The sequence below is a fragment of the Nocardiopsis mangrovi genome (assembly GCF_042653925.1).
GTDB lineage: Bacteria > Actinomycetota > Actinomycetes > Streptosporangiales > Streptosporangiaceae > Nocardiopsis_B > Nocardiopsis_B mangrovi.
Window position 1 is genome coordinate 1 of the sequence record NZ_JBHSFQ010000019.1, and the last position, 16,826, is coordinate 16,826.

At 74.9% G+C, this 16,826-nt stretch carries 14 protein-coding genes; 5 read left to right on the forward strand and 9 right to left on the reverse strand.

Annotated features, from left to right (window positions below; genetic code table 11):
• Positions 1-964: 964 nt before the first annotated feature.
• Positions 965-2,077, reverse strand: coding sequence for a phosphate ABC transporter substrate-binding protein PstS (gene pstS, locus ACFO4E_RS18635; protein WP_378576531.1), 1,113 nt, complete (start codon positions 2,075-2,077; stop codon positions 965-967).
• Positions 2,078-2,271: 194 nt separating this feature from the next.
• Positions 2,272-2,751 (reverse strand): type II 3-dehydroquinate dehydratase, encoded by a 480-nt coding sequence (aroQ, locus tag ACFO4E_RS18640; RefSeq protein WP_378576533.1) that lies wholly within the window; start codon positions 2,749-2,751, stop codon positions 2,272-2,274.
• Positions 2,752-3,010: 259 nt separating this feature from the next.
• Here aroQ and ACFO4E_RS18645 point away from each other — a divergent pair, with 259 nt between their 5' ends.
• The gene (locus ACFO4E_RS18645) at positions 3,011-3,886 is read left to right on the forward strand and encodes a putative RNA methyltransferase (protein WP_378576722.1); all 876 of its coding nucleotides are present in this window, start codon (positions 3,011-3,013) and stop codon (positions 3,884-3,886) included.
• On the forward strand, positions 3,883-4,344 hold the full coding sequence (locus ACFO4E_RS18650) for a PPOX class F420-dependent oxidoreductase (protein ID WP_378576535.1): 462 nt from the start codon (positions 3,883-3,885) through the stop codon (positions 4,342-4,344). Before ACFO4E_RS18645 ends, ACFO4E_RS18650 begins: the two co-directional genes overlap by 4 nt.
• A gap of 78 nt (positions 4,345-4,422) precedes the next feature.
• Here the strand turns inward: ACFO4E_RS18650 and ACFO4E_RS18655 are convergent, their stop codons facing one another.
• Positions 4,423-6,684, reverse strand: a complete 2,262-nt coding sequence (locus ACFO4E_RS18655) for an MMPL family transporter (RefSeq protein ID WP_378576537.1) — start codon at positions 6,682-6,684, stop codon at positions 4,423-4,425.
• Between the two features lie 288 nt (positions 6,685-6,972).
• Here ACFO4E_RS18655 and ACFO4E_RS18660 point away from each other — a divergent pair, with 288 nt between their 5' ends.
• Entirely contained in the window at positions 6,973-7,635 is a 663-nt protein-coding gene (locus ACFO4E_RS18660) for a TetR/AcrR family transcriptional regulator (protein ID WP_378576539.1), read from the forward strand.
• Positions 7,636-7,661: 26 nt separating this feature from the next.
• Here the strand turns inward: ACFO4E_RS18660 and ACFO4E_RS18665 are convergent, their stop codons facing one another.
• Positions 7,662-8,927 carry an isochorismate synthase gene (locus ACFO4E_RS18665; RefSeq protein WP_378576541.1) on the reverse strand — a complete coding sequence of 422 codons (1,266 nt, stop codon included), beginning with the start codon at positions 8,925-8,927 and terminating at the stop codon, positions 7,662-7,664.
• Between the two features lie 153 nt (positions 8,928-9,080).
• Between ACFO4E_RS18665 and ACFO4E_RS18670 the strand changes: the two genes are divergently transcribed.
• Complete coding sequence (locus ACFO4E_RS18670; protein ID WP_378576542.1) at positions 9,081-10,685, forward strand: glycoside hydrolase family 10-like protein; 1,605 nt, start codon at positions 9,081-9,083, stop codon at positions 10,683-10,685.
• A 186-nt stretch (positions 10,686-10,871) separates the two neighbouring features.
• On the opposite strand, the gene ACFO4E_RS18675 is transcribed toward ACFO4E_RS18670, so the two are convergent.
• Positions 10,872-11,861: a sulfite exporter TauE/SafE family protein gene (locus tag ACFO4E_RS18675; RefSeq protein ID WP_378576544.1), complete on the reverse strand. Its 990-nt coding sequence runs from the start codon at positions 11,859-11,861 to the stop codon at positions 10,872-10,874.
• A gap of 237 nt (positions 11,862-12,098) precedes the next feature.
• On the opposite strand from ACFO4E_RS18675, the gene ACFO4E_RS18680 reads away from it, so the two are divergent.
• Positions 12,099-12,314, forward strand: a complete 216-nt coding sequence (locus ACFO4E_RS18680; RefSeq protein ID WP_378576546.1) for a M48 family metallopeptidase — start codon at positions 12,099-12,101, stop codon at positions 12,312-12,314.
• Positions 12,315-12,526: 212 nt separating this feature from the next.
• On the opposite strand, the gene ACFO4E_RS18685 is transcribed toward ACFO4E_RS18680, so the two are convergent.
• The 4 genes from ACFO4E_RS18685 to ACFO4E_RS18700 all read right to left on the reverse strand — a co-directional run bounded on the left by ACFO4E_RS18685 (position 12,527) and on the right by ACFO4E_RS18700 (position 16,198).
• Positions 12,527-13,057: a flavin reductase family protein gene (locus ACFO4E_RS18685; protein ID WP_378576548.1), complete on the reverse strand. Its 531-nt coding sequence runs from the start codon at positions 13,055-13,057 to the stop codon at positions 12,527-12,529.
• An 86-nt stretch (positions 13,058-13,143) separates the two neighbouring features.
• On the reverse strand, positions 13,144-13,665 hold the full coding sequence (locus ACFO4E_RS18690; protein WP_378576550.1) for an NAD(P)H-dependent oxidoreductase: 522 nt from the start codon (positions 13,663-13,665) through the stop codon (positions 13,144-13,146).
• Positions 13,666-13,718: 53 nt separating this feature from the next.
• Positions 13,719-14,900, reverse strand: a complete 1,182-nt coding sequence (locus tag ACFO4E_RS18695; protein WP_378576552.1) for an LLM class flavin-dependent oxidoreductase — start codon at positions 14,898-14,900, stop codon at positions 13,719-13,721.
• A gap of 80 nt (positions 14,901-14,980) precedes the next feature.
• Positions 14,981-16,198 (reverse strand): SfnB family sulfur acquisition oxidoreductase, encoded by a 1,218-nt coding sequence (locus ACFO4E_RS18700; protein WP_378576554.1) that lies wholly within the window; start codon positions 16,196-16,198, stop codon positions 14,981-14,983.
• Positions 16,199-16,826: the final 628 nt, after the last annotated feature.

The window sequence follows — 16,826 nt, forward strand, 5'->3', positions numbered from 1 at the left end:
CGAAGGCGATGGCGAGGCCGACGTAGACGGAGATCCAGGCGCCGGCTTCGCGCATGGTGGGTTCGTGGGGGTTGCGGGCGGTGATGATGAAGTCGACGGCGATGACACCGAGCAGCACGGCGATGGTCACCGCCCACACCCACGGTTGAACGTCCAAGATTCTTCTGCTCCATTGCGAGGGGCACGAAAGGTGCCCGCCCCGGTGCCGGGCATCGGGGAACGGATGGCCGGCCGTCAGGGGCGGCGGCCGCGCCCGGGCGGGAATTGTTCGACGGCGCCATGGTAGATGCCCGCGATCACACACCTGCACACGCGGGTCCCGCAATTGACCCTCACGTGAGCTGGGAACACGCTGCGTGATCGACCCGAGGGGCCGATGGGGGAGCGCCCGGGGGCGGCGGTGGCACGCGGCGGTCCGGGCGGCGGACGGGCGCGCCGATTGACAGTGAGGATGTAGATGGCACCGCTCGGGGGTCTGACCCGCCGTCGCGGCTCCCCGGTCCCCCCGGCGGAGGGCTGGACCGGGGCGCCGCCGTATCCGCGGGCCGACGAGCGGATCGGGTGGGGGTGCGCCGGGGCCGTCAGAGGATTGTCAGAGGGCCGGGTTAGGGTCGCAAGCGTCGTGAGGACGGCGCACGCCGCTCGCGGCGACGGCACGCACGCCTGAACGCGGTGCCGACCACGGCCATGGGTGCATCGTCGCGGAGGACGGCCGCAGCGAGGCGCCCATGGTCCGCCGCGTGCGCGCCCGTGCGGCCCGCCGGCCCGGCGCGCGGGATCCGGCAGCGGTCCGGCCGGTGGGGGAAGACACCGGCCGGGCACACACCCGGACCCCGGCACACAGGCCACGATAACACTGTGCCATAACACCACTTCGGCAGGTGATGTGACATGTCCGGGTGCGTGCGTGTGCGGGAGCGGCGGGCCGGGCCCGGCGGCGCCCCGCGGTGCGGCCGCCCTCCGGCTACTCCGGCCCGCTGATCGCGTCGACCGACGCGCGCAGCCCCTCCCGGGTCTCCTCGGGCAGCGGGGCCGATCCGGTCTCGTCGGCGGCGGCCTGCTGGCCCTCCTCACTGATCACGTACCCGAGGAAGTCGCGGACCTTGGCGGCCTCGCCGGCGTCGGCGTACTCCAGGCAGGCGACCTCGTAGCTCACCAGCACGATCGGGTACGTGCCGGGCTCGGTGGTGCCGTAGTCCAGCTCCAGGGCGTGGTCGTGCTCGCCGTTGCCCTCGCGCTCGGGGGAGTTCGCCACGACGGCCCCGGCCGATTCCGGGGAGACGTGCACGAACTCGTCGCCGACCTCGACGTCGACCGTCGACATGTGGCCGACGTGCGACGCCTCGACGTAGCCGAACGTGCCCTCGCCCGCCTTGACCGCCTGGGCCACGCCGCTGTTGCCCTGGGCCGCCTCGGCCGGGGGCACCGGCCACTGGCCGCCCGGCTCGTGGGGCCAGGCGTCGCCGGCCGCGGCCGCCAGGTACTCGGTGAAGTTCTCCGTGGTGCCCGACTCATCGGAGCGGGACACGGGGGTGATGGCCGCGTCCGGCAGGTCGGCGTCGGGGTTGTCGGCGGTGATGGCGGGGTCGTCCCACCTGCTGATGTCCCCGTTGAAGATCCCGGCGATCACCTCGGGCGACATGTTCAGCGAATCGACGCCCTCCAGGTTGAACACCACCGCGATCGGCACGATGTAGCCGGGGAGGTTGATCGCCGCCGAGCCGCACCGCTCCCGGGCCTCGGCGGCCTCCTCGTCGTCCAGGGCGGCGTCGGAGCCGGCGAAGGAGACCGCGCCGTCGATGAACTGGCTGCGCCCCCCGCCCGACCCGATGGAGTTGTAGAAGACCTGGGCGTCGGCGCACGCGGTCTGGTAGCCCGCCACCCAGGTCTGCATGGCGTTCTCCTGCGCGCTGGAGCCCGATGCGGAGATGCTGCCCTCGGCGCACGCGATGCCCTCGGGAGTGGGGAGCGGGTCGTTGCCGCGTACGGCGTTGTCGCTGCCGCATCCGGTCGTCAGGGCCAGTGCGCCGGCGACGGCGGTGGCGGACAACACGCGGTAGGCGGACGGCTGCTGCACGGCCTCGTCAATCCCTCTCGGTCGGTGCCGGTGCCAGGGGTGCCCACGTGGGGCCCGCCCGGCGGCGGCGGGTGAACCTGCGGTGATCGGACACCGACGACGAATTTAACAACAGGTGGCGCCGTGTGCAGAACGGGGGCCTTGTGGGAAACCCCGCAGGCCCGCCCGCCGCGCCCCCGTGCCCGCGGCCGGCGTCACCCCCGGGGCCGCCCGATGCGCGCCAGCACCGCGCGCAGGCCGAGCTCGTACCCGGTGACCCCGCACCCCGCGATGTAGCCCTGCATGACCGGTGCCGTCACCGACGTGTGCCGGAACTCCTCGCGCGCGTAGACGTTGGAGATGTGCACCTCCACGCAAGGGGTGTCCACGGCGTCCACCGCGTCGCGCAGGGCGATGCTGTAGTGCGCGAACGCGCCCGGGTTGAGCACGATCCCGTCCAGCTCCCGGGCCCGGTGCACCTGGTCGACCAGGACGCCCTCGTGGTTGCTCTGCACGCACTCGACGTCCGCGCCCAGCTCCGCGCCCAGGTCGGTGACCCGCTTCTCGATGTCGGCCAGCGTGGTCGTGCCGTACTGGGCGGGGTCACGCACCCCCAGCAGGTTGAGATTCGGCCCGTTGAGCAGCAGGACGGTCGGCCGGCCGGTGGAGCCCGTGGATGCGCGGTTCTCGGACAACGTGCGACACCTTTTCCATGGTAGGAGCGGCGGTGATCGCCCGAAAGCCTAGTGCCGCGGCGGCGGGCGCACCCCGCGCGGCCTGCGGGGCGCCGCGGGCGCGGCGCCCCGGCCCGCTCGATGCGGATCCCACCGCCGGGCCCGCGGCCCCGGGCGGCCGTGCGCGGCGGCGGTGGGGGCCGGGCGGCGCGGCGGATAGGGTGGAGTGATCATGAGCAGCACCGAGCACCGTCCCCACGCCGTTCTCGGCCGGCTGCGGATGCCCCCGGAGGTGCTGGCCGCCCTGGCGTGCGCCCACTGCGGTGCGGGACTGGCGCCCGCGGGCGGCGCGCTGCGCTGCGACCAGGGGCACGGGTTCGACGTCGCCCGCGAGGGCTATGCCAGCCTGCTCACCGGGCGCCGCCCCGCCGGGACCGGCGACACCGCCGACATGGTCGCCGCCCGCCAGGCGTTCCAGGAGGCCGGCCACTACGCGCCCCTGGCCCGCCGGATCTCCGCCCTGACCGGGGAGTACGCGCCCGCCGGCGGCCTCGTCGCCGATATCGGAGCGGGGACCGGCCGCTACCTGGCCGCGGTGCTCGACGACCACCCCGGCGCCGCCGGCCTGGCGCTGGACGTCTCCAAATACGCCCTGCGCCGCGCCGCGAAGGCCCATCCCCGTGCGGGCGCCGCCGCCTGCGACGCCTGGCGGGGCCTGCCGATGCGCGACGGCACGGCGGCCGTGCTGCTCAACGTGTTCGCCCCGCGCGACGGCGCCGAGTTCCACCGCGTGCTGCGCCCCGATGGCGCGCTGATCGTCGCCGGGCCCACGACGCGCCACCTCGCGGAGCTCACCGGCGCCCTCGGGCTGGTCACGGTCGACCCGCGCAAGGAGGAGCGGATGGGGCGGACGCTCGGCGAGCGCTTCGCGCGCGAGCACCGCGAGGAGCTCGACGTGCCGCTGCTGCTGCCGCACGGCGACATCGCGACCGCCGTCGGCATGGGGCCCAGCGCCCGCCACCTGTCGGCGGCCGACCTCGCCGAGCGGATCGCGGCGCTGCCCGATCCCGCCCCGGTCACCGCCTCCTTCCTCGTCACCGTCCACCGCCCCCGGCCGATCCCGCATTCGCCCACTGCGCACAGGAGCCCGAGATGAGCCCGTCCATCGCGACCAACACCCGCGTCTCGCGCGAGGAGCTGCTGGACTTCCTCCGGCCGCGCCACCGCGCCGTGCTGCTCACCCGCCGCGCCGACGGCGGCCCCCAGGCGTCCCCCGTGACCTGCGGCGTGGACACCTCCGGGCGGATCGTGGTCTCGACCTACCCCGAGCGGGCCAAGACCCGCAACGCCGTCCGCGAGCCCGCCGTCAGCGTGCTGGTGATGTCGGACGACTTCAACGGCCCCTGGGTCCAGGTCGACGGCGCGGCCGAGGTCGTCGACGGCGAGGACGCGGTCGAACCGCTCGTGGAGTACTTCCGGGCGATCTCGGGCGAGCACCCCGACTGGGACGAGTACCGCGCCGCCATGCGGCGGCAGGGCAAGTCGCTGCTGCGCATCACCCCCGAGCGCTGGGGGCCGGTGGCCACCGGCGGCTTCCCCGCGCGCCTGGCGTGACCCCGCGCGGCGGGGCGGGGCGTCCTCCCGTCCCGCCGCGGCCGCCGTCCGCGGCGCCGCTGGCCGGGAGGACCGCGATCATCCCGCCGACCGGGCCGGCGCCCGGTGCACGTCGGCGGGCGCCGGCGGCGGGCCGGACTCACTCAGCCCGATCCGCGCGTGCAGCCGCCGCAGCGGCGGTGGCGCCCACCAGTTGGCACGGCCCGCCACGCGCATGAACGCCGGGACCAGGACGGCCCTGATCAGCGTCGCGTCCACCAGGATGGCCAGGGCCAGCCCGACGCCGAGCATCTGGAGCAGCACGACACCGGAGGTCGCGTAGGCCAGGAAGGATGCCGCCAGGATGGCGCCCGCTGCCGAGATCAGCGGCCCGCTGCGCTGGAGCCCCGCCGCCACCGCGGCGGCGGTGTCGCCGGTGCGGTCGTACTCCTCCTTGATCCGGGCCATCATGAACACCTCGTAGTCCATGGACAGCCCGTAGGCGATGCAGAACATCAGCAGGGGGATGTTGGTCTCCAGCGTCCCGGCCGCGGTGAAGCCGAGCGGCCCGGACAGGTTGCCGTCCTGGAACCCCCACACCAGGACCCCGAACATCACCGCCAGGCTCAGCACGTTGAGCACCGTCGCCTTGAGCGGTAGGAGCAGGCCGCCGCTGAGCAGGAAGAGCAGGACGAAGCTGAGCCCGAGGATGAGGCCGACCACAAGGGGCAGCCGGTCGGTCACCCCGTCGCGGTAGTCCAGCAGTTCGGCGGGGTAGCCGCCGACCTCGGCGGGGGCGGGAGCCGGTGCGGCGCGGACCTCCTGCACCAGGGCGAACGGGGCGCTCTCCAGCGCAGCGACACTCGGTACGACCGACAGCCAGGTGGTGCCGGCGTTCGCGGCCCCGAACCGGGCGGTGCCGGCCCCGGGGGCGGCGGTGCGCGCGCCGTCGGTGAACGTCCCCGCTGCGGAGTCCACGTGCACCACCCCGTCGATGCGCGACAGGCCGGCGGCATAGGCCGCCACCCGGTCGTCGCCGGGGGCCATCTCGGTGACCACCTGGACGGCGTCGCCCTCCTCCGCCGTGAAGTCCTCGCGGATCCGCTCCGAGACCTGGCGGGCCTCGGCCGACTCCGGCAGCACCCGCTCGTCGGGCAGGCCGAAGCGGATGCCCAGCACCGGGGCCGCCAGGACCAGGAGCAGCGCCAGCACCGCTCCGCCGTAGCGCATCGGCCGGGCCATGACCCGGCCGGCGGTGGCGTGCCAGAACCCGGTGCCCGCCGGGCGCGCCGCTCCGGGGCGCAGGAACACACCGCGTGCGGCGCGCGGGCCGAAGGCGGCCAGGACGGCGGGCAGCAGGACCAGCGCCGCGACCATGCCGAACAGCACCACCGTGATTCCGGCGTAGCCGAAGGACCGCAGGAAGTCGAAGGGCAGCGCGAACAGGGCCGCGAACGCCACCGCGACCGTGGCCCCGCTGAACAGCACCGTGCGCCCGGCGGTGCGCAGGGTCTCGGCGACGGCGTCCTCGGTGGACCGGCCGGCGCGCAGTTCCTCGCGGAAGCGGAAGATGACGAACAGGCAGTAGTCCACGCCCAGCGCCATGCCCATGACCAGGGTGATGTTGAGGGCGAAGGTGGACAGGTCGGTGGAGAGGGTGACCACGCGGAACACCGCGAGGGTCGCGGCGATGGTGAACACCCCCAGGACCAGGGGGACGAGTGGCAGCGCGAGGCCGCGCAGCACGATCACCAGGAGCACGAAGAGGACCGGGAAGATGATCATCTCCGCGCGTACGAAGTCGGCTGAGGACTCGGCGGCGACCTGGCGGAACAGCTCCTCGGAGCCGCCGAGGCCGACGGTGATCCCGGCGCCGCCGTCGCCCTCGAACTCCGAGGCGAGGCGGGGGAGCACGTCGCCGCGCACATGATCGGCGTCACCGGGCAGCCGGGCCAGCAGCAGCGCGCTCGTGCCGTCGTCGGAGCGCAGGGTGGCGCCGTCCCCGTTCCAGTAGGAGCGGACGTCGGCGACGCCGTCGGCGGCCGCCAGCCGCTCGTGCAGGTCCCGTCCCGCCTCCCGCACGGCGGGGTCGTCGACGGTGCCGTCCTCGACCGTGGCGAGGAGCGCCAGGTCGGGACTGCCGGTGCCGAAGGTCCGGTCGAGGGCGACGGCGACCCGGTCGGACTCCGACCCCGGGGCGCTGTAGCGGTTGAGGGAGAGCTGCCCGATGACCGGGGCTCCCACAACGGCGGCCGCGATCAGGGCGACGAGGCCCGCGGCGATGACCGCCCACCGGTGGCGGGCGGTGAACCGGCCGAGCCGGGCCAGGGGAGGGCTGGGGCGGGGCAGGGATGCTGGCATCGTTGCGGTCCTTCGTCGAACACGATCATTTATTCGTGTTCATGTCGTGGAATTGTGGGTGCGCCTGTGGGGTCCGGGTGGTGTCCGCAGGAGGGGGTGGCCGGGTGGTCCGCAGGGGTGGGCGAGGGGCGCCTACTCGGGTCTCCGGTGGGTCCGGCGCTCGTGGGCGGTCGACGGGGCTCCGGAGTCGGACGATCTAATACGAGAGGGCGCTCGCATTTTCCAGTGGGCATAAACTACGAGTATTCGCTCGTATTCGTCAAGCGCGGTGGAAGGACGGCGGTGGCCATGGAGTCCGAACAGTCGGCGGTCGTGCGGCGGCAGGAACGGGGGCGCCGCCGCATGGCGGAGATCCTCGACGCCGCCGAGGGGGTGATCGCCGAGAACGGCTTCGAGGACGCGACCACCAACGCCATAGCCGCGCGCGCCGGCGTCTCCCCGGGATCGCTGTACCAGTTCTTCCGCAACAAGGACGAGATCCTGGACGCGCTCGTGCCGCGCTTCGTCCAGCGCTCCCACGGGTTCTGGGACGCCCAGCTCACCGAGGACGTGGCGCGGCTGCCGCTGCCCGACCTGATCGACCGGGTCGTCGACGCCATGGCGGCGTTCAAAGCGGACAGCCCCGCCTATTGGGTGCTCTTCCACGGGTCGCCCACCTCGCCGCGGCTGGCCCGCGCGGCGCAGGAACTCAACGGCGGGATCGCCGACCGGCTGCGCGCCCTGTTCGCGCGCCGGGTCCCCGGGCTGCCCGAGGAACGGCTCGACCTGCTCGCCAAGGTCGCCATCGCCATCACCCGCGGCGTGTTCCCGATGATCATGGCGGCCGGCGGCGACGACCGCCGGCGCGTCCTCGCCGAGCTGAAGGGACTGCTCTTGGGCTACCTGGGCCCGGTCCTCGGCTACGGCCCCGTACGCCCGTCCGGCACCTCCCCGGAGGACACCGCGGACTGAAGCGACGGTGGGCCGGCCCGGGGCGGTCAGTCGGCCAGGGCCTCGCGCATCACCCGCAGCTTGGCCTCCGACTCCGCCAGCTCCGTTTCGGGGTCGGATCCGGCGACGATGCCGCAGCCGGCGAACAGGCGCGCGCGGGAGCCGGTGATCTGGGCGCAGCGCAGCGCGATGCCCCACTCGCCGTTGCCCGCGGCGTCGATCCAGCCCACCGGCCCGGCGTAGCGCCCGCGGTCCATCCCCTCGATCTCGCGGATCAGCTCCACCGCCGCGGGGGTGGGCGTGCCGCCCACCGCCGCCGTGGGGTGCAGCGCGGCCACCACGTCCAGCGTCGTCGCACCCGGCAGCAGCGTGGCGCGGGCCGGCGTGGCCAGGTGCTGCACGTTGGCCAGCTGGAGCAGCCGCGGCCGGTCGGGGATCTCGACCTCCTCCGCCAGCGGCTCCAGGGCCTCGCGCAGCGAGTCGACCGCGTAGCGGTGCTCCTCGGCGTCCTTGGTGGAGGCCAGGAGGTCGGCGGCGAGCATGTCGTCGTCGTCCTGGGTCTCGCCGCGCGGGCGCGTCCCGGCCAGCACCAGGGAGGCCGCGCGGTCGCCTTCGCGGCGCACCAGGAGTTCGGGGGTCGCGCCCACCATGCCGTCGACGGAGAACGTGTAGCAGCCGGGGTAGGCGCGGACCAGCCGCGCCAGCAAGGTGCGCGCGTCGATCCCGCGCTCGGCGTCGGCGAAGGTGTCCCGGGCCAGCGCAGCCTTGGCCAGTGCGCCGCCGCGGATGCGCGCCACGGCGGTCGCCACCGCCGCCTCCCACTCCTTCGGCTCCAGCGCCCCCTCGCTCCAGGTCAGCGGGCCGACGGGCCGCATGGGGGTGACCCGGGAGAGGATCTCGCCGGGGTGGGCCTCCGCGCGGTCGCCGATGGTGGTCAGCCAGGCGCGCCCGTCGCGCGACCCGACGATGACGCGGGGCACGACCAGTACCGAGCCGGCGGAGCGGGGATCGAAGGTGAAGGCGCCGAAGGCGACCGGGCCGGTGCCGGGCGCGTCGACGGCATCGTGCACCTCGGCCCGCGCGGCGAGATCGGCCAGCCACGCCGCCGCCTCGCCGAAGCGGGCGACGCCGCCGGGGTCGTCCTCGGCCGGCAGCGTGATCCGCGCGGCCTCGCCCCACGCCACCAGGCCCTCGCCCTCGTGCACCCACGCCATGGGCGCGTCGGCGGGCAGGTGGCGGAGCAGACCGCCGCCCGCGCGCAGGGGGACGGTGCGGACGGTGGGATGAGGTGCGGCTTCGCGGACGGTCGTCACGACATTCCAGTCTATAGATCAGCAAGAGCCTGTTCCGTCCGCGGTCGCGTCCGGGCTCCGCGCGATGGGCCGGACCGGGGTCCGGCCGCCCTTAGGCTGTGGCGGAAACGTGACGAACCGCAGACGGTCCACAGAGGGTGAGGTGACCTCGTCATGGGGTGGCGGATGCGCGGGGCGGCCGCGGCCGCGGCGCTTCCACTGCTGGCCGGGTGCTTCGGCGCCCCGTCGGGGGACGGCGCCGGATCCGGCGACACCGCGGCCCAGGCGTCGCCCGGGCCGGACCCGATCCCCGAGGACTGCGAGGCCGACCCCGCGTTCCCCAAGCGGGAGATGCGCGGCGCGTGGCTCACCACGGTCCGCAACATCGACTGGCCCTCCGAGGCCGGGCTCTCGGCGGAGGAGCAACGGGAGGAGCTGCGCGAGCGGCTCGACGGGGCGCGGGCGCTCGGCCTCAACACCGTCTTCCTGCACATCCGGCCGACCGCCGATGCCATGTACGAGTCCGAGCTGGAGCCGTGGGCCCGCTACCTCACCGGTGAGCAGGGCGGCGACCCCGGGTACGACCCGCTGGAGTTCGCGGTGGCCGAGGCCCACGAGCGCGGGCTCGAGCTGCACGGCTGGTTCAACCCCTACCGCGTCGGGTTCGCCGACCCCGACCTGGAGAACCTCACCGACGACCACCCCGCGCGGCGCAACCCCGAGTGGCTCGTCGAGTACGGCGACGAAGGCTACCTCGACCCCGGCAACCCGGAGGTCCGCGCGTGGGTGGTCGACGTCGTGCTCGACGTCGTGGAGCGCTACGACATCGACGGCGTCCACTTCGACGACTACTTCTACCCCTACCCCGCCGAGGGGGAGGAGTTCGACGACGACGCCAGCTTCGAGGCGCACGGCGGCGCCGAGGACCGCGACTCCTGGCGGCGCCGCAACATCGACACCCTCATCGCCGAGGTCCACGCCGGGATCGGCGAGACCAAGCCCTGGGTGCGGTTCGGGGTCTCGCCGTTCGGGATCTGGCGCAACGACGCATCGGACCCCGAGGGCTCGGCGACCGGCGGGCTCCAGTCCTACGACGCCCAGTACGCCGACACCCGCGCGTGGATCCGCGAGGAGACCGTCGACTACATCGTCCCGCAGCTCTACTGGCACCGCGGCTTCGCCACCGCCGACTACGAGGAGCTCGTGCCCTGGTGGTCCGACCAGGTGGCCGGGACCGGCGTGGACCTCTACATCGGCCAGGCGGCCTACCGGGTCGGCGAGGACGACTGGGAGGGCGCCGACGCGCTCTCCCGCCAGCTCGACTTCAGCCGGGACCGCCCCGAGGTGACCGGTGACGTGTACTTCTCGATGAAGGACCTCACCGGGCGCGCGAGCGCCGCCATGGACCGGCTCGTCGAGGACCACTATCCGCGCCCGGCCCTGCCGCCGCAGGCCGACGGGGCCGAGGGCGTCCCCGACCCCGTGGGGGAGGTCACGGCCACGCGCGAGTCCGACCAGGTGGAGCTGCGCTGGGACGAGGTCGACGGCGCCCGGTCCTACGCCGTGTACCGCGTGCCGGGGGCGGGCGAGGACCTGTGCGACCTCGCCGACGCCGAGAACCTGGTGGCGGTCGTGGGCGCGGGCGGCGACGGCCCGCGCACCTTCACCGACACCGCCCCGGCCGACGGCGAGGCCCGCTACCAGGTGACCGTGCTCGACGCCTACCGCACCGAGAGCGCACCCGGCCCCGCCTCCCGGGTCGCCGGCGCGGGGGAGTGACCCGCCGGCCGGCGGCCGGGCCGTGACAGGGGCTGGACCGCCCCGCGTCGCCGTGGCGGCCGGGATGGTCGCCGCCACGGGGGCGGAGCGGTCCAGCGTCAAGGGTCCGCTGCCCGGCGGTGCCGGGCAGCGGACGGGGCGCCCGGCGGTGTCGGGGCGGCGGCACCCGGCCCGTCTCCGGACGGGTCAGTCGCGTGCCTCGATGCGGGGGGAGTCTCCGGTGCCGCCGGGGGCCGTGTCGGTGACGGCTCCGGCCGCTTCGCCCGGACCGGGCTCCTCGGGCGTGGCGGTCGGCGCCGCGGCCTCCGCGTGCAGCCGGCGGTCGGCCAGGTGCGCGCGGACCGACCACACGACGGCCGCGGCCCAGACGAGGTAGAGGACGACGTAGACGGCGGTCTGGGCGCCGTCCGGGACCTCCAGCCAGCGGATGATGGTGCGGGTGTTGGTGAGCACGATGAGGCCGCCCACCGCCGATCCCAGGACCCGGGGCGGGAAGTGGCGGACGATCCAGGCGGCGATGGGCGCGGCGATCACACCGCCGATCAGCAGCGCCGCTGCCCAGGCGTAGTTGACCCCGGCGGCGCCCAGGCCGACCAGGAAGCCCAGGCTCGCCGCCAGCGCGACGATGAATTCGCTGGTGTCGATGGAGCCGACGACCTTGCGCGGCTCCATCCGCCCGCTGGCGAGGAGGGCGGGGGTGCCCACGGGGCCCCAGCCGCCGCCGCCCGTGGAGTCGACGAAGCCGCCGAGCAGGCCGAGCGGGACGAGGAAGCGCCGCCGCACCGGCTTGCCGAGGTTGCCGCGGGGGGTGCCCCATCCGGTGAAGCGGACGAGGATGTAGAGGCCCAGCGCGAGCAGGATGCCGCTCATGATCGGGGCGGCGGCCTCGGTGGAGAGGCTGCTCAGGAACGTGGCGCCGGCGAAGGCGCCGATGGCGCCGGGCAGCGCGATGCGCCGCACGACCTTCCAGTCGACGTTGCCGAGCCGCCAGTGGGAGACCCCTGAGGCCAGGGTGGTCCCGATCTCGGCGAGGTGCACGGTGGCCGACGCCGCTGCGGGGTTGGTGCCGATGAACAGGAGCAGCGTCGTGGAGGTGACGCCGTAGGCCATGCCGAGGCTGCCGTCGACGAGTTGTGCGAGTAAGCCGACGAGTCCGAGGAGGACGATGGTCTGCATGGGGGCCTTCCCGTTCGGCAGGGGGTGCGGTCTCTTTTTCTACCGGTTTAGTAGGGATAATACGTGAGGCGGCCACCGAGGCCAAGAGCAAGCGGGCGCGTCGCCCCGAGATCACCCGATGAAACCGCCCGGCCGCACGCCGTTGACCGCCGGCACGGACGTCGGCCGCGACGCCGACGGCCCCCGCCCGATGGGCGAGCCCGTACGCGCGCTATCCGCCGGTGGCGCCCCGGGCCGGTGGCGACCGCGGCGGGCCGCGCCGCCGGCGAACCGGCGGCCGCCGTCCACGTCCACTTGTGCTACACCGGCCTCGGCCGCGGGCGCTGGCTCGACCTCTACCCGGCATGGGACCGCACGCACCCGGACACGCCCGAGCGGCGGTCGGTCACCGATGAGATCCGCTCCGAGGCACACGCGTCCTCGTCCGCCTGGCGACGACCGCCCGCCACCTGACCGCCCCGGTGTGATCGACCCGCATTCCGCCGGCGAGGGGTGGGACTCGATGGTCGCGGCCGGGGCCGGTTCGGGTGCCGGTTCCCGCGCATAGGCGACGCGCGCTCGGAGTCCGGGGGCGTGGTCGATCGCGCGCCGCCGTCCGACCGACCCCGGCGATCGAGCGCAGCGGCCCACGACCGCCGGGTGCACCGCGGATGAGAACCCGATGTTCAGGACCGGGCGGTGAAGCCGCCGAAGGTGCCCTGGTGGTAGAGGAGCGGCGGGCGCGGCGCGGTGACCTCGGCCTCGACGACCTCGCCCACCACCAGCCAGTGGTCGCCGATCCGCCGGGTGTCGCCGCGGCGGCACAGCAGCCGCACGGCGGTGTCGTCGAGCAGCGGCACGCCCCAGGCGCCGCGCCGCCAGGCCGTCGGGGGGCCGAACCGGTCCACCCCCTTGGCGGCGAAGCGCGCCGCCACGGCCGCCTGGTCGTCGGCGAGCAGGTGCACGCCGAAGGCGTCGGCGCGCCGCAGCTTGGGCCAGGTGGCCGAGGACTCCGCGATGTAGAACGCGACCAGCGGCGGTGCCAGGCTGACGCTGGTGAACGAGGTGGCGGTGAGTCCGACCGGTTCCCCGGCGGCATCGGCGGTGACGACGACCACTCCGGCCGGGTGGAGGCCGAGCGCCTGGCGGAACCGGTCGGCGTCGACCGGTCGCCGGTCCGGGGCGCGCGACGGCGGCGCGGCGTGCGCGCTGCGCATGGCGCTCTCCTTTCGGGTGCGTGCCGGATGGTGGGCGGAGGGGGCGGGACACGCCCCCGCCGCCGGGTCGCCGCGCCGCGGAGGGATCATCCGCCCGCCCGCGCGGGCAGCGCCGCGGCGATCCGCGGCGCGATGCGCTCGGCCCACGGCGCGAGGACGTCGTCGAGGCGGTCGACATCGTCCTGGAGCAGCGCCAGGCCCGGGCCGGGCACGGTGGCGCCCAGTTCGACGAGCAGCGGGCGCAGGTGGACCTCGACGGCGAGCGTGTGCGCCGGGGACGCCATGACCAGCAGCGGCAGGGCCACCGCCCCCGACAGCGCACCGCCCGGCAACAGGTCCAGGAACACCTTCAGCAGCCCCGTGTAGGTGGCCTTGTAGGTGGGACTGGCCACCAGCAGCAGTTCGGCGGCGGTCACGCGCTCCAGCGCGGCGGTGACGTCGGGGTGCCGCTCGCGGGCGAGCAGCACGGGGGCGAGATCGGCCAGGTCGATGACGTCGAGCGGGCCGGTCCGGCCCGCTGCGTCGGCCGCGCGGCGCGCCGCGGCGACCGCGGCCGTGGCGGTCCGGGAGCCCGGGCGCGGGTTGCCGATCAGGACGGTGGTGCTCATCTGGGGACTCCTCGTGGAGGTTCCGGGCCGGGGGAGGGAACGTGCGGGGGCCGTCAGCCGGTGGGCTGGGGGACGGCCGCGGCGGGCCCGGAGAAGGGGACGGCCGGGGCGGCGGGGCCCGCGGCGCCCGCGGGGCGGTCGGGGTGGCGCCACAGGCCGCGCCCGGCCAGCAGCGGCAGCACGCCCTCGCCGAACCAGTACGCCTCCTCCAGGTGCGGGTAGCCGGACAGGACGAACTCGTCGATCCCCAGGGCGGCGTACTCCTCGATGCGGTCGGCGACCTCGCGGTGGCTGCCCACCAGCGCGGTCCCGGCTCCGCCGCGGACCAGGCCGACGCCGGCCCACAGGTTGGGGTGGATCTCCAGGGCGTCGGTGCGCCCGCCGTGCAGGGCGAGCATCCGCCGCTGGCCCTCCGACTCGCTGCGGGACAGGCCCGACTGCACCCGTTCGATGGTCTCGGGGGTGAGGTGGGACAGCAGCCGGTCGGCCTCGGCCCACGCCTCCTCCGCGGTGTCCCGCGAGATGACGTGCAGCCGGATGCCGAAGCGCGGGGCGCGGCCGTGCGCCGCGGCCCGCTCCCGCACCTTCCCGATCTTCTCGGCGACCGCCTGCGGCGGCTCGCCCCAGGTCAGGTAGGTGTCCACGCGCCGGGCGGCGACGTCGAGGGCGGCGGGGGAGGACCCGCCGAAGTAGACCGGGGGGACCGGGTCGGGGCGCCGGTGCAGCACGGCCTGCTCGACGGTGATGTGGGTGCCGGCGAAGTCGACCGTCTCGCCCTTCCAGAGCCGGTCCACGACCTCCAGGAACTCGTCGGTCCGCGCATAGCGGGCGTCCTTGTCCAGGAAGTCGCCGTGCGTGCGCTGCTCGTGGGCCTCGCCCCCGGTGACCACGTTCAGCAGCAGGCGCCCCTTGCTGAGCCGCTGGTAGGTCGATGCCATCTGGGCGGCGAGCGTGGGCGACAGCAGCCCCGGCCGGAACGCCACGAGGAACTTCAGGCGGTCGGTGGCGGCGACGAGCATGGCGGTGCTCAGCCAGGAGTCCTCGCACCACGCGCCGGTCGGTGTCAGCACCCCGGTGAACCCGAGCTGCTCCGCGGCCCGGGCGATCTGGGTGAGGTAGCCGATGGTGGGCTCGCGGGTCCGCCAGGCCGAGCCGACCTCGACGCCATGGCCGCCGCCGACGATGCCGCGGCTGTCGCCCTGGGTCGGCAGGAACCAGTGGAACGTCAATGCCATGAGAATCCTTCTTTCGCGGACGGTTCGCGGTCGTGGGCGCGACCGCTGCGGCCGGTGCGGACCGGCCGCGCCGTGCCCGGCTAGATCTGGCCGTGGCGCGGCGGCCGCTGACCGTTGAGGGAGTAGCGGCCGATGTGCTGGACCTTCCATCGGGCGGGGTCGTGCAGGGTGTGGGTGCGGGCGTCGCGCCAGAACCGGTGCAGGTTGAGGTCCTCGCCGGCCGAGCGGGTGCCCGCCACCTCGAACAGGGCGCCGGCGACGTCGACGGCCGCCGCACCGCCGGCGACCTTGGCGGCGGCGACCGAGATGGACGCCTCGGCGGTGGACGCGTCGGTGGGGCCGGCGTCGGCGTCGGCGACCCGGCCGGCCGCCGTGGACAGCAGCGCCTCGGCGGCGCGCACCTGGACCTCCAGCTCGCCGAACCGCTGCACGGTGAGCGGGTCCGCCGACGCCTCGGTGGCGCCGCTCTCCGACCAGGGGCGGCTCGTGGTGCGCACGAACCGGGCGGCCTCGGTGAGGGCGCCCCGGGCCAGCCCGACGTCGATGGCGCTGTGCAGGAGCTGGGCGTAGGCGCCGTAGGTGGTGGGTTCGCGGAAGGTGAGGTAGTGGGGGAGCACCAGCTCATCGGCGACCTCGACCCGGTCCAGCCGCACCGTGCCGCTGCCCGTGGTCCGCTGGCCCATGCCGTTCCAGTCGTCCTCGACGTGCAGGCCGGGGGCTTCGCGGGGGACGAAGGCGATGTGGGTCTGCGGTTCGGCCTCGCCGGGGACATCGGCCTTCGCGGTCACCGCGAGCCAGCCGGCGAACAGCGACCCGGTCGCGTAGAACTTGGTGCCGGTGAGGGTCCAGCCGCCCGAGGCCGCGCGCTCCAGCCGGGCCTGCTGGTCGTGGGAGTGCGCACCGCCGCGCTCGGCCTGGGCGTTGGCGACCAGGGTGCCCTTGAGGACGTCGGAGTAGAGCCGCTGGCGGGCGGCGGGGCCGCCGCGCAGCCGCAGTGCGTTGAGGAAGGCGAAGTGCGGCTGGAGCACCTGGGCGATGCTGAGGTCGGCGGTGCCGATGAGGCGCAGGACCTCGGCCACGGTGGCGGGCCCCGCGCCCGGGCCGCCGTGCGCGGTCGGGACGCTGATCCCGAGCAGGCCGTCGGCGGCGATCCCGGCGACCTCGGCGTAGGGCAGCCGCCGCTCGGCGTCGCGGTCGCCGGCGCCCTCGGCCAGGCGGCCGGCGAGCGCTCCGGCGATGGCCGCCGGGTCGTCTCCGCCGCGGTCGGTGGCGTGGCGGGTGCCGGTCGGCTCGGACATGGATCGACCTCCTTGCCGCGGGTGCGGCGTCCCCCGAACGTCCCGGCCGCCGGCGGGGGCGGAGCGGATTGTCGGAATTTCCTACGTGAATTATCTGGAATAAAGCACGGCGGACTCCCGATCGCCGGGAGGCGGGGGTGCCCGGCGTGGCGCGCGGGGGGTGTGCGCGGCGGCTCGGGTGTGGTCGGTGTCGGATCGGCGGCCGGTGGCGGCGCGGACGGGGTCGGCCGGGCCGGGGGCGATGGGCGCCGCACGTGCCGATCGCCCCCGGCGCGGTCATGCCGGGCGGCGTGGGACGGCCTGGGGGCGAGGTCGCCGTCCCCGGCCGCGGCGCCACCTCCCGCACGGTGGCCACCGCCCCTGCGGCGCTCCGGATCCGCGCTTCCGGAGTGCCACGGTGCAAGCGTCGCCGAGTAAGAAGACTTTGTCAACTGAAAAAGTAGGAAATAGCAGCGGTCCATTCCGGTTCGCGCCCGTGTGCGGTCCGCCGGGTCGCGCGGTGGCAGTGTGCCGTCGGATCTTCGGTGCGTCTCTACCCACTAACCCTGTAGGAAATATGGTTAACTTTGATCATGGCAGCGACGACCGATCCGGCCCGCCGCATCTGGCGGCGCGGCCTCCTCTTCGA

What these genes read in the sequence shown, in the direction of transcription:
- ACFO4E_RS18645 (WP_378576722.1), top strand. Translation starts at nt 3,011, where the DNA reads ATGCCCCCGGAGGTGCTGGCCGCCCTGGCGTGCGCCCACTGCGGTGCG.
- ACFO4E_RS18650 (WP_378576535.1), top strand. Translation starts at nt 3,883, where the DNA reads ATGAGCCCGTCCATCGCGACCAACACCCGCGTCTCGCGCGAGGAGCTG.
- ACFO4E_RS18655 (WP_378576537.1), bottom strand. Translation starts at nt 6,684, where the DNA reads ATGCCAGCATCCCTGCCCCGCCCCAGCCCTCCCCTGGCCCGGCTCGGC.
- ACFO4E_RS18660 (WP_378576539.1), top strand. Translation starts at nt 6,973, where the DNA reads ATGGAGTCCGAACAGTCGGCGGTCGTGCGGCGGCAGGAACGGGGGCGC.
- ACFO4E_RS18670 (WP_378576542.1), top strand. Translation starts at nt 9,081, where the DNA reads ATGGGGTGGCGGATGCGCGGGGCGGCCGCGGCCGCGGCGCTTCCACTG.
- ACFO4E_RS18675 (WP_378576544.1), bottom strand. Translation starts at nt 11,861, where the DNA reads ATGCAGACCATCGTCCTCCTCGGACTCGTCGGCTTACTCGCACAACTC.
- ACFO4E_RS18685 (WP_378576548.1), bottom strand. Translation starts at nt 13,057, where the DNA reads ATGCGCAGCGCGCACGCCGCGCCGCCGTCGCGCGCCCCGGACCGGCGA.
- ACFO4E_RS18690 (WP_378576550.1), bottom strand. Translation starts at nt 13,665, where the DNA reads ATGAGCACCACCGTCCTGATCGGCAACCCGCGCCCGGGCTCCCGGACC.
- ACFO4E_RS18695 (WP_378576552.1), bottom strand. Translation starts at nt 14,900, where the DNA reads ATGGCATTGACGTTCCACTGGTTCCTGCCGACCCAGGGCGACAGCCGC.
- ACFO4E_RS18700 (WP_378576554.1), bottom strand. Translation starts at nt 16,198, where the DNA reads ATGTCCGAGCCGACCGGCACCCGCCACGCCACCGACCGCGGCGGAGAC.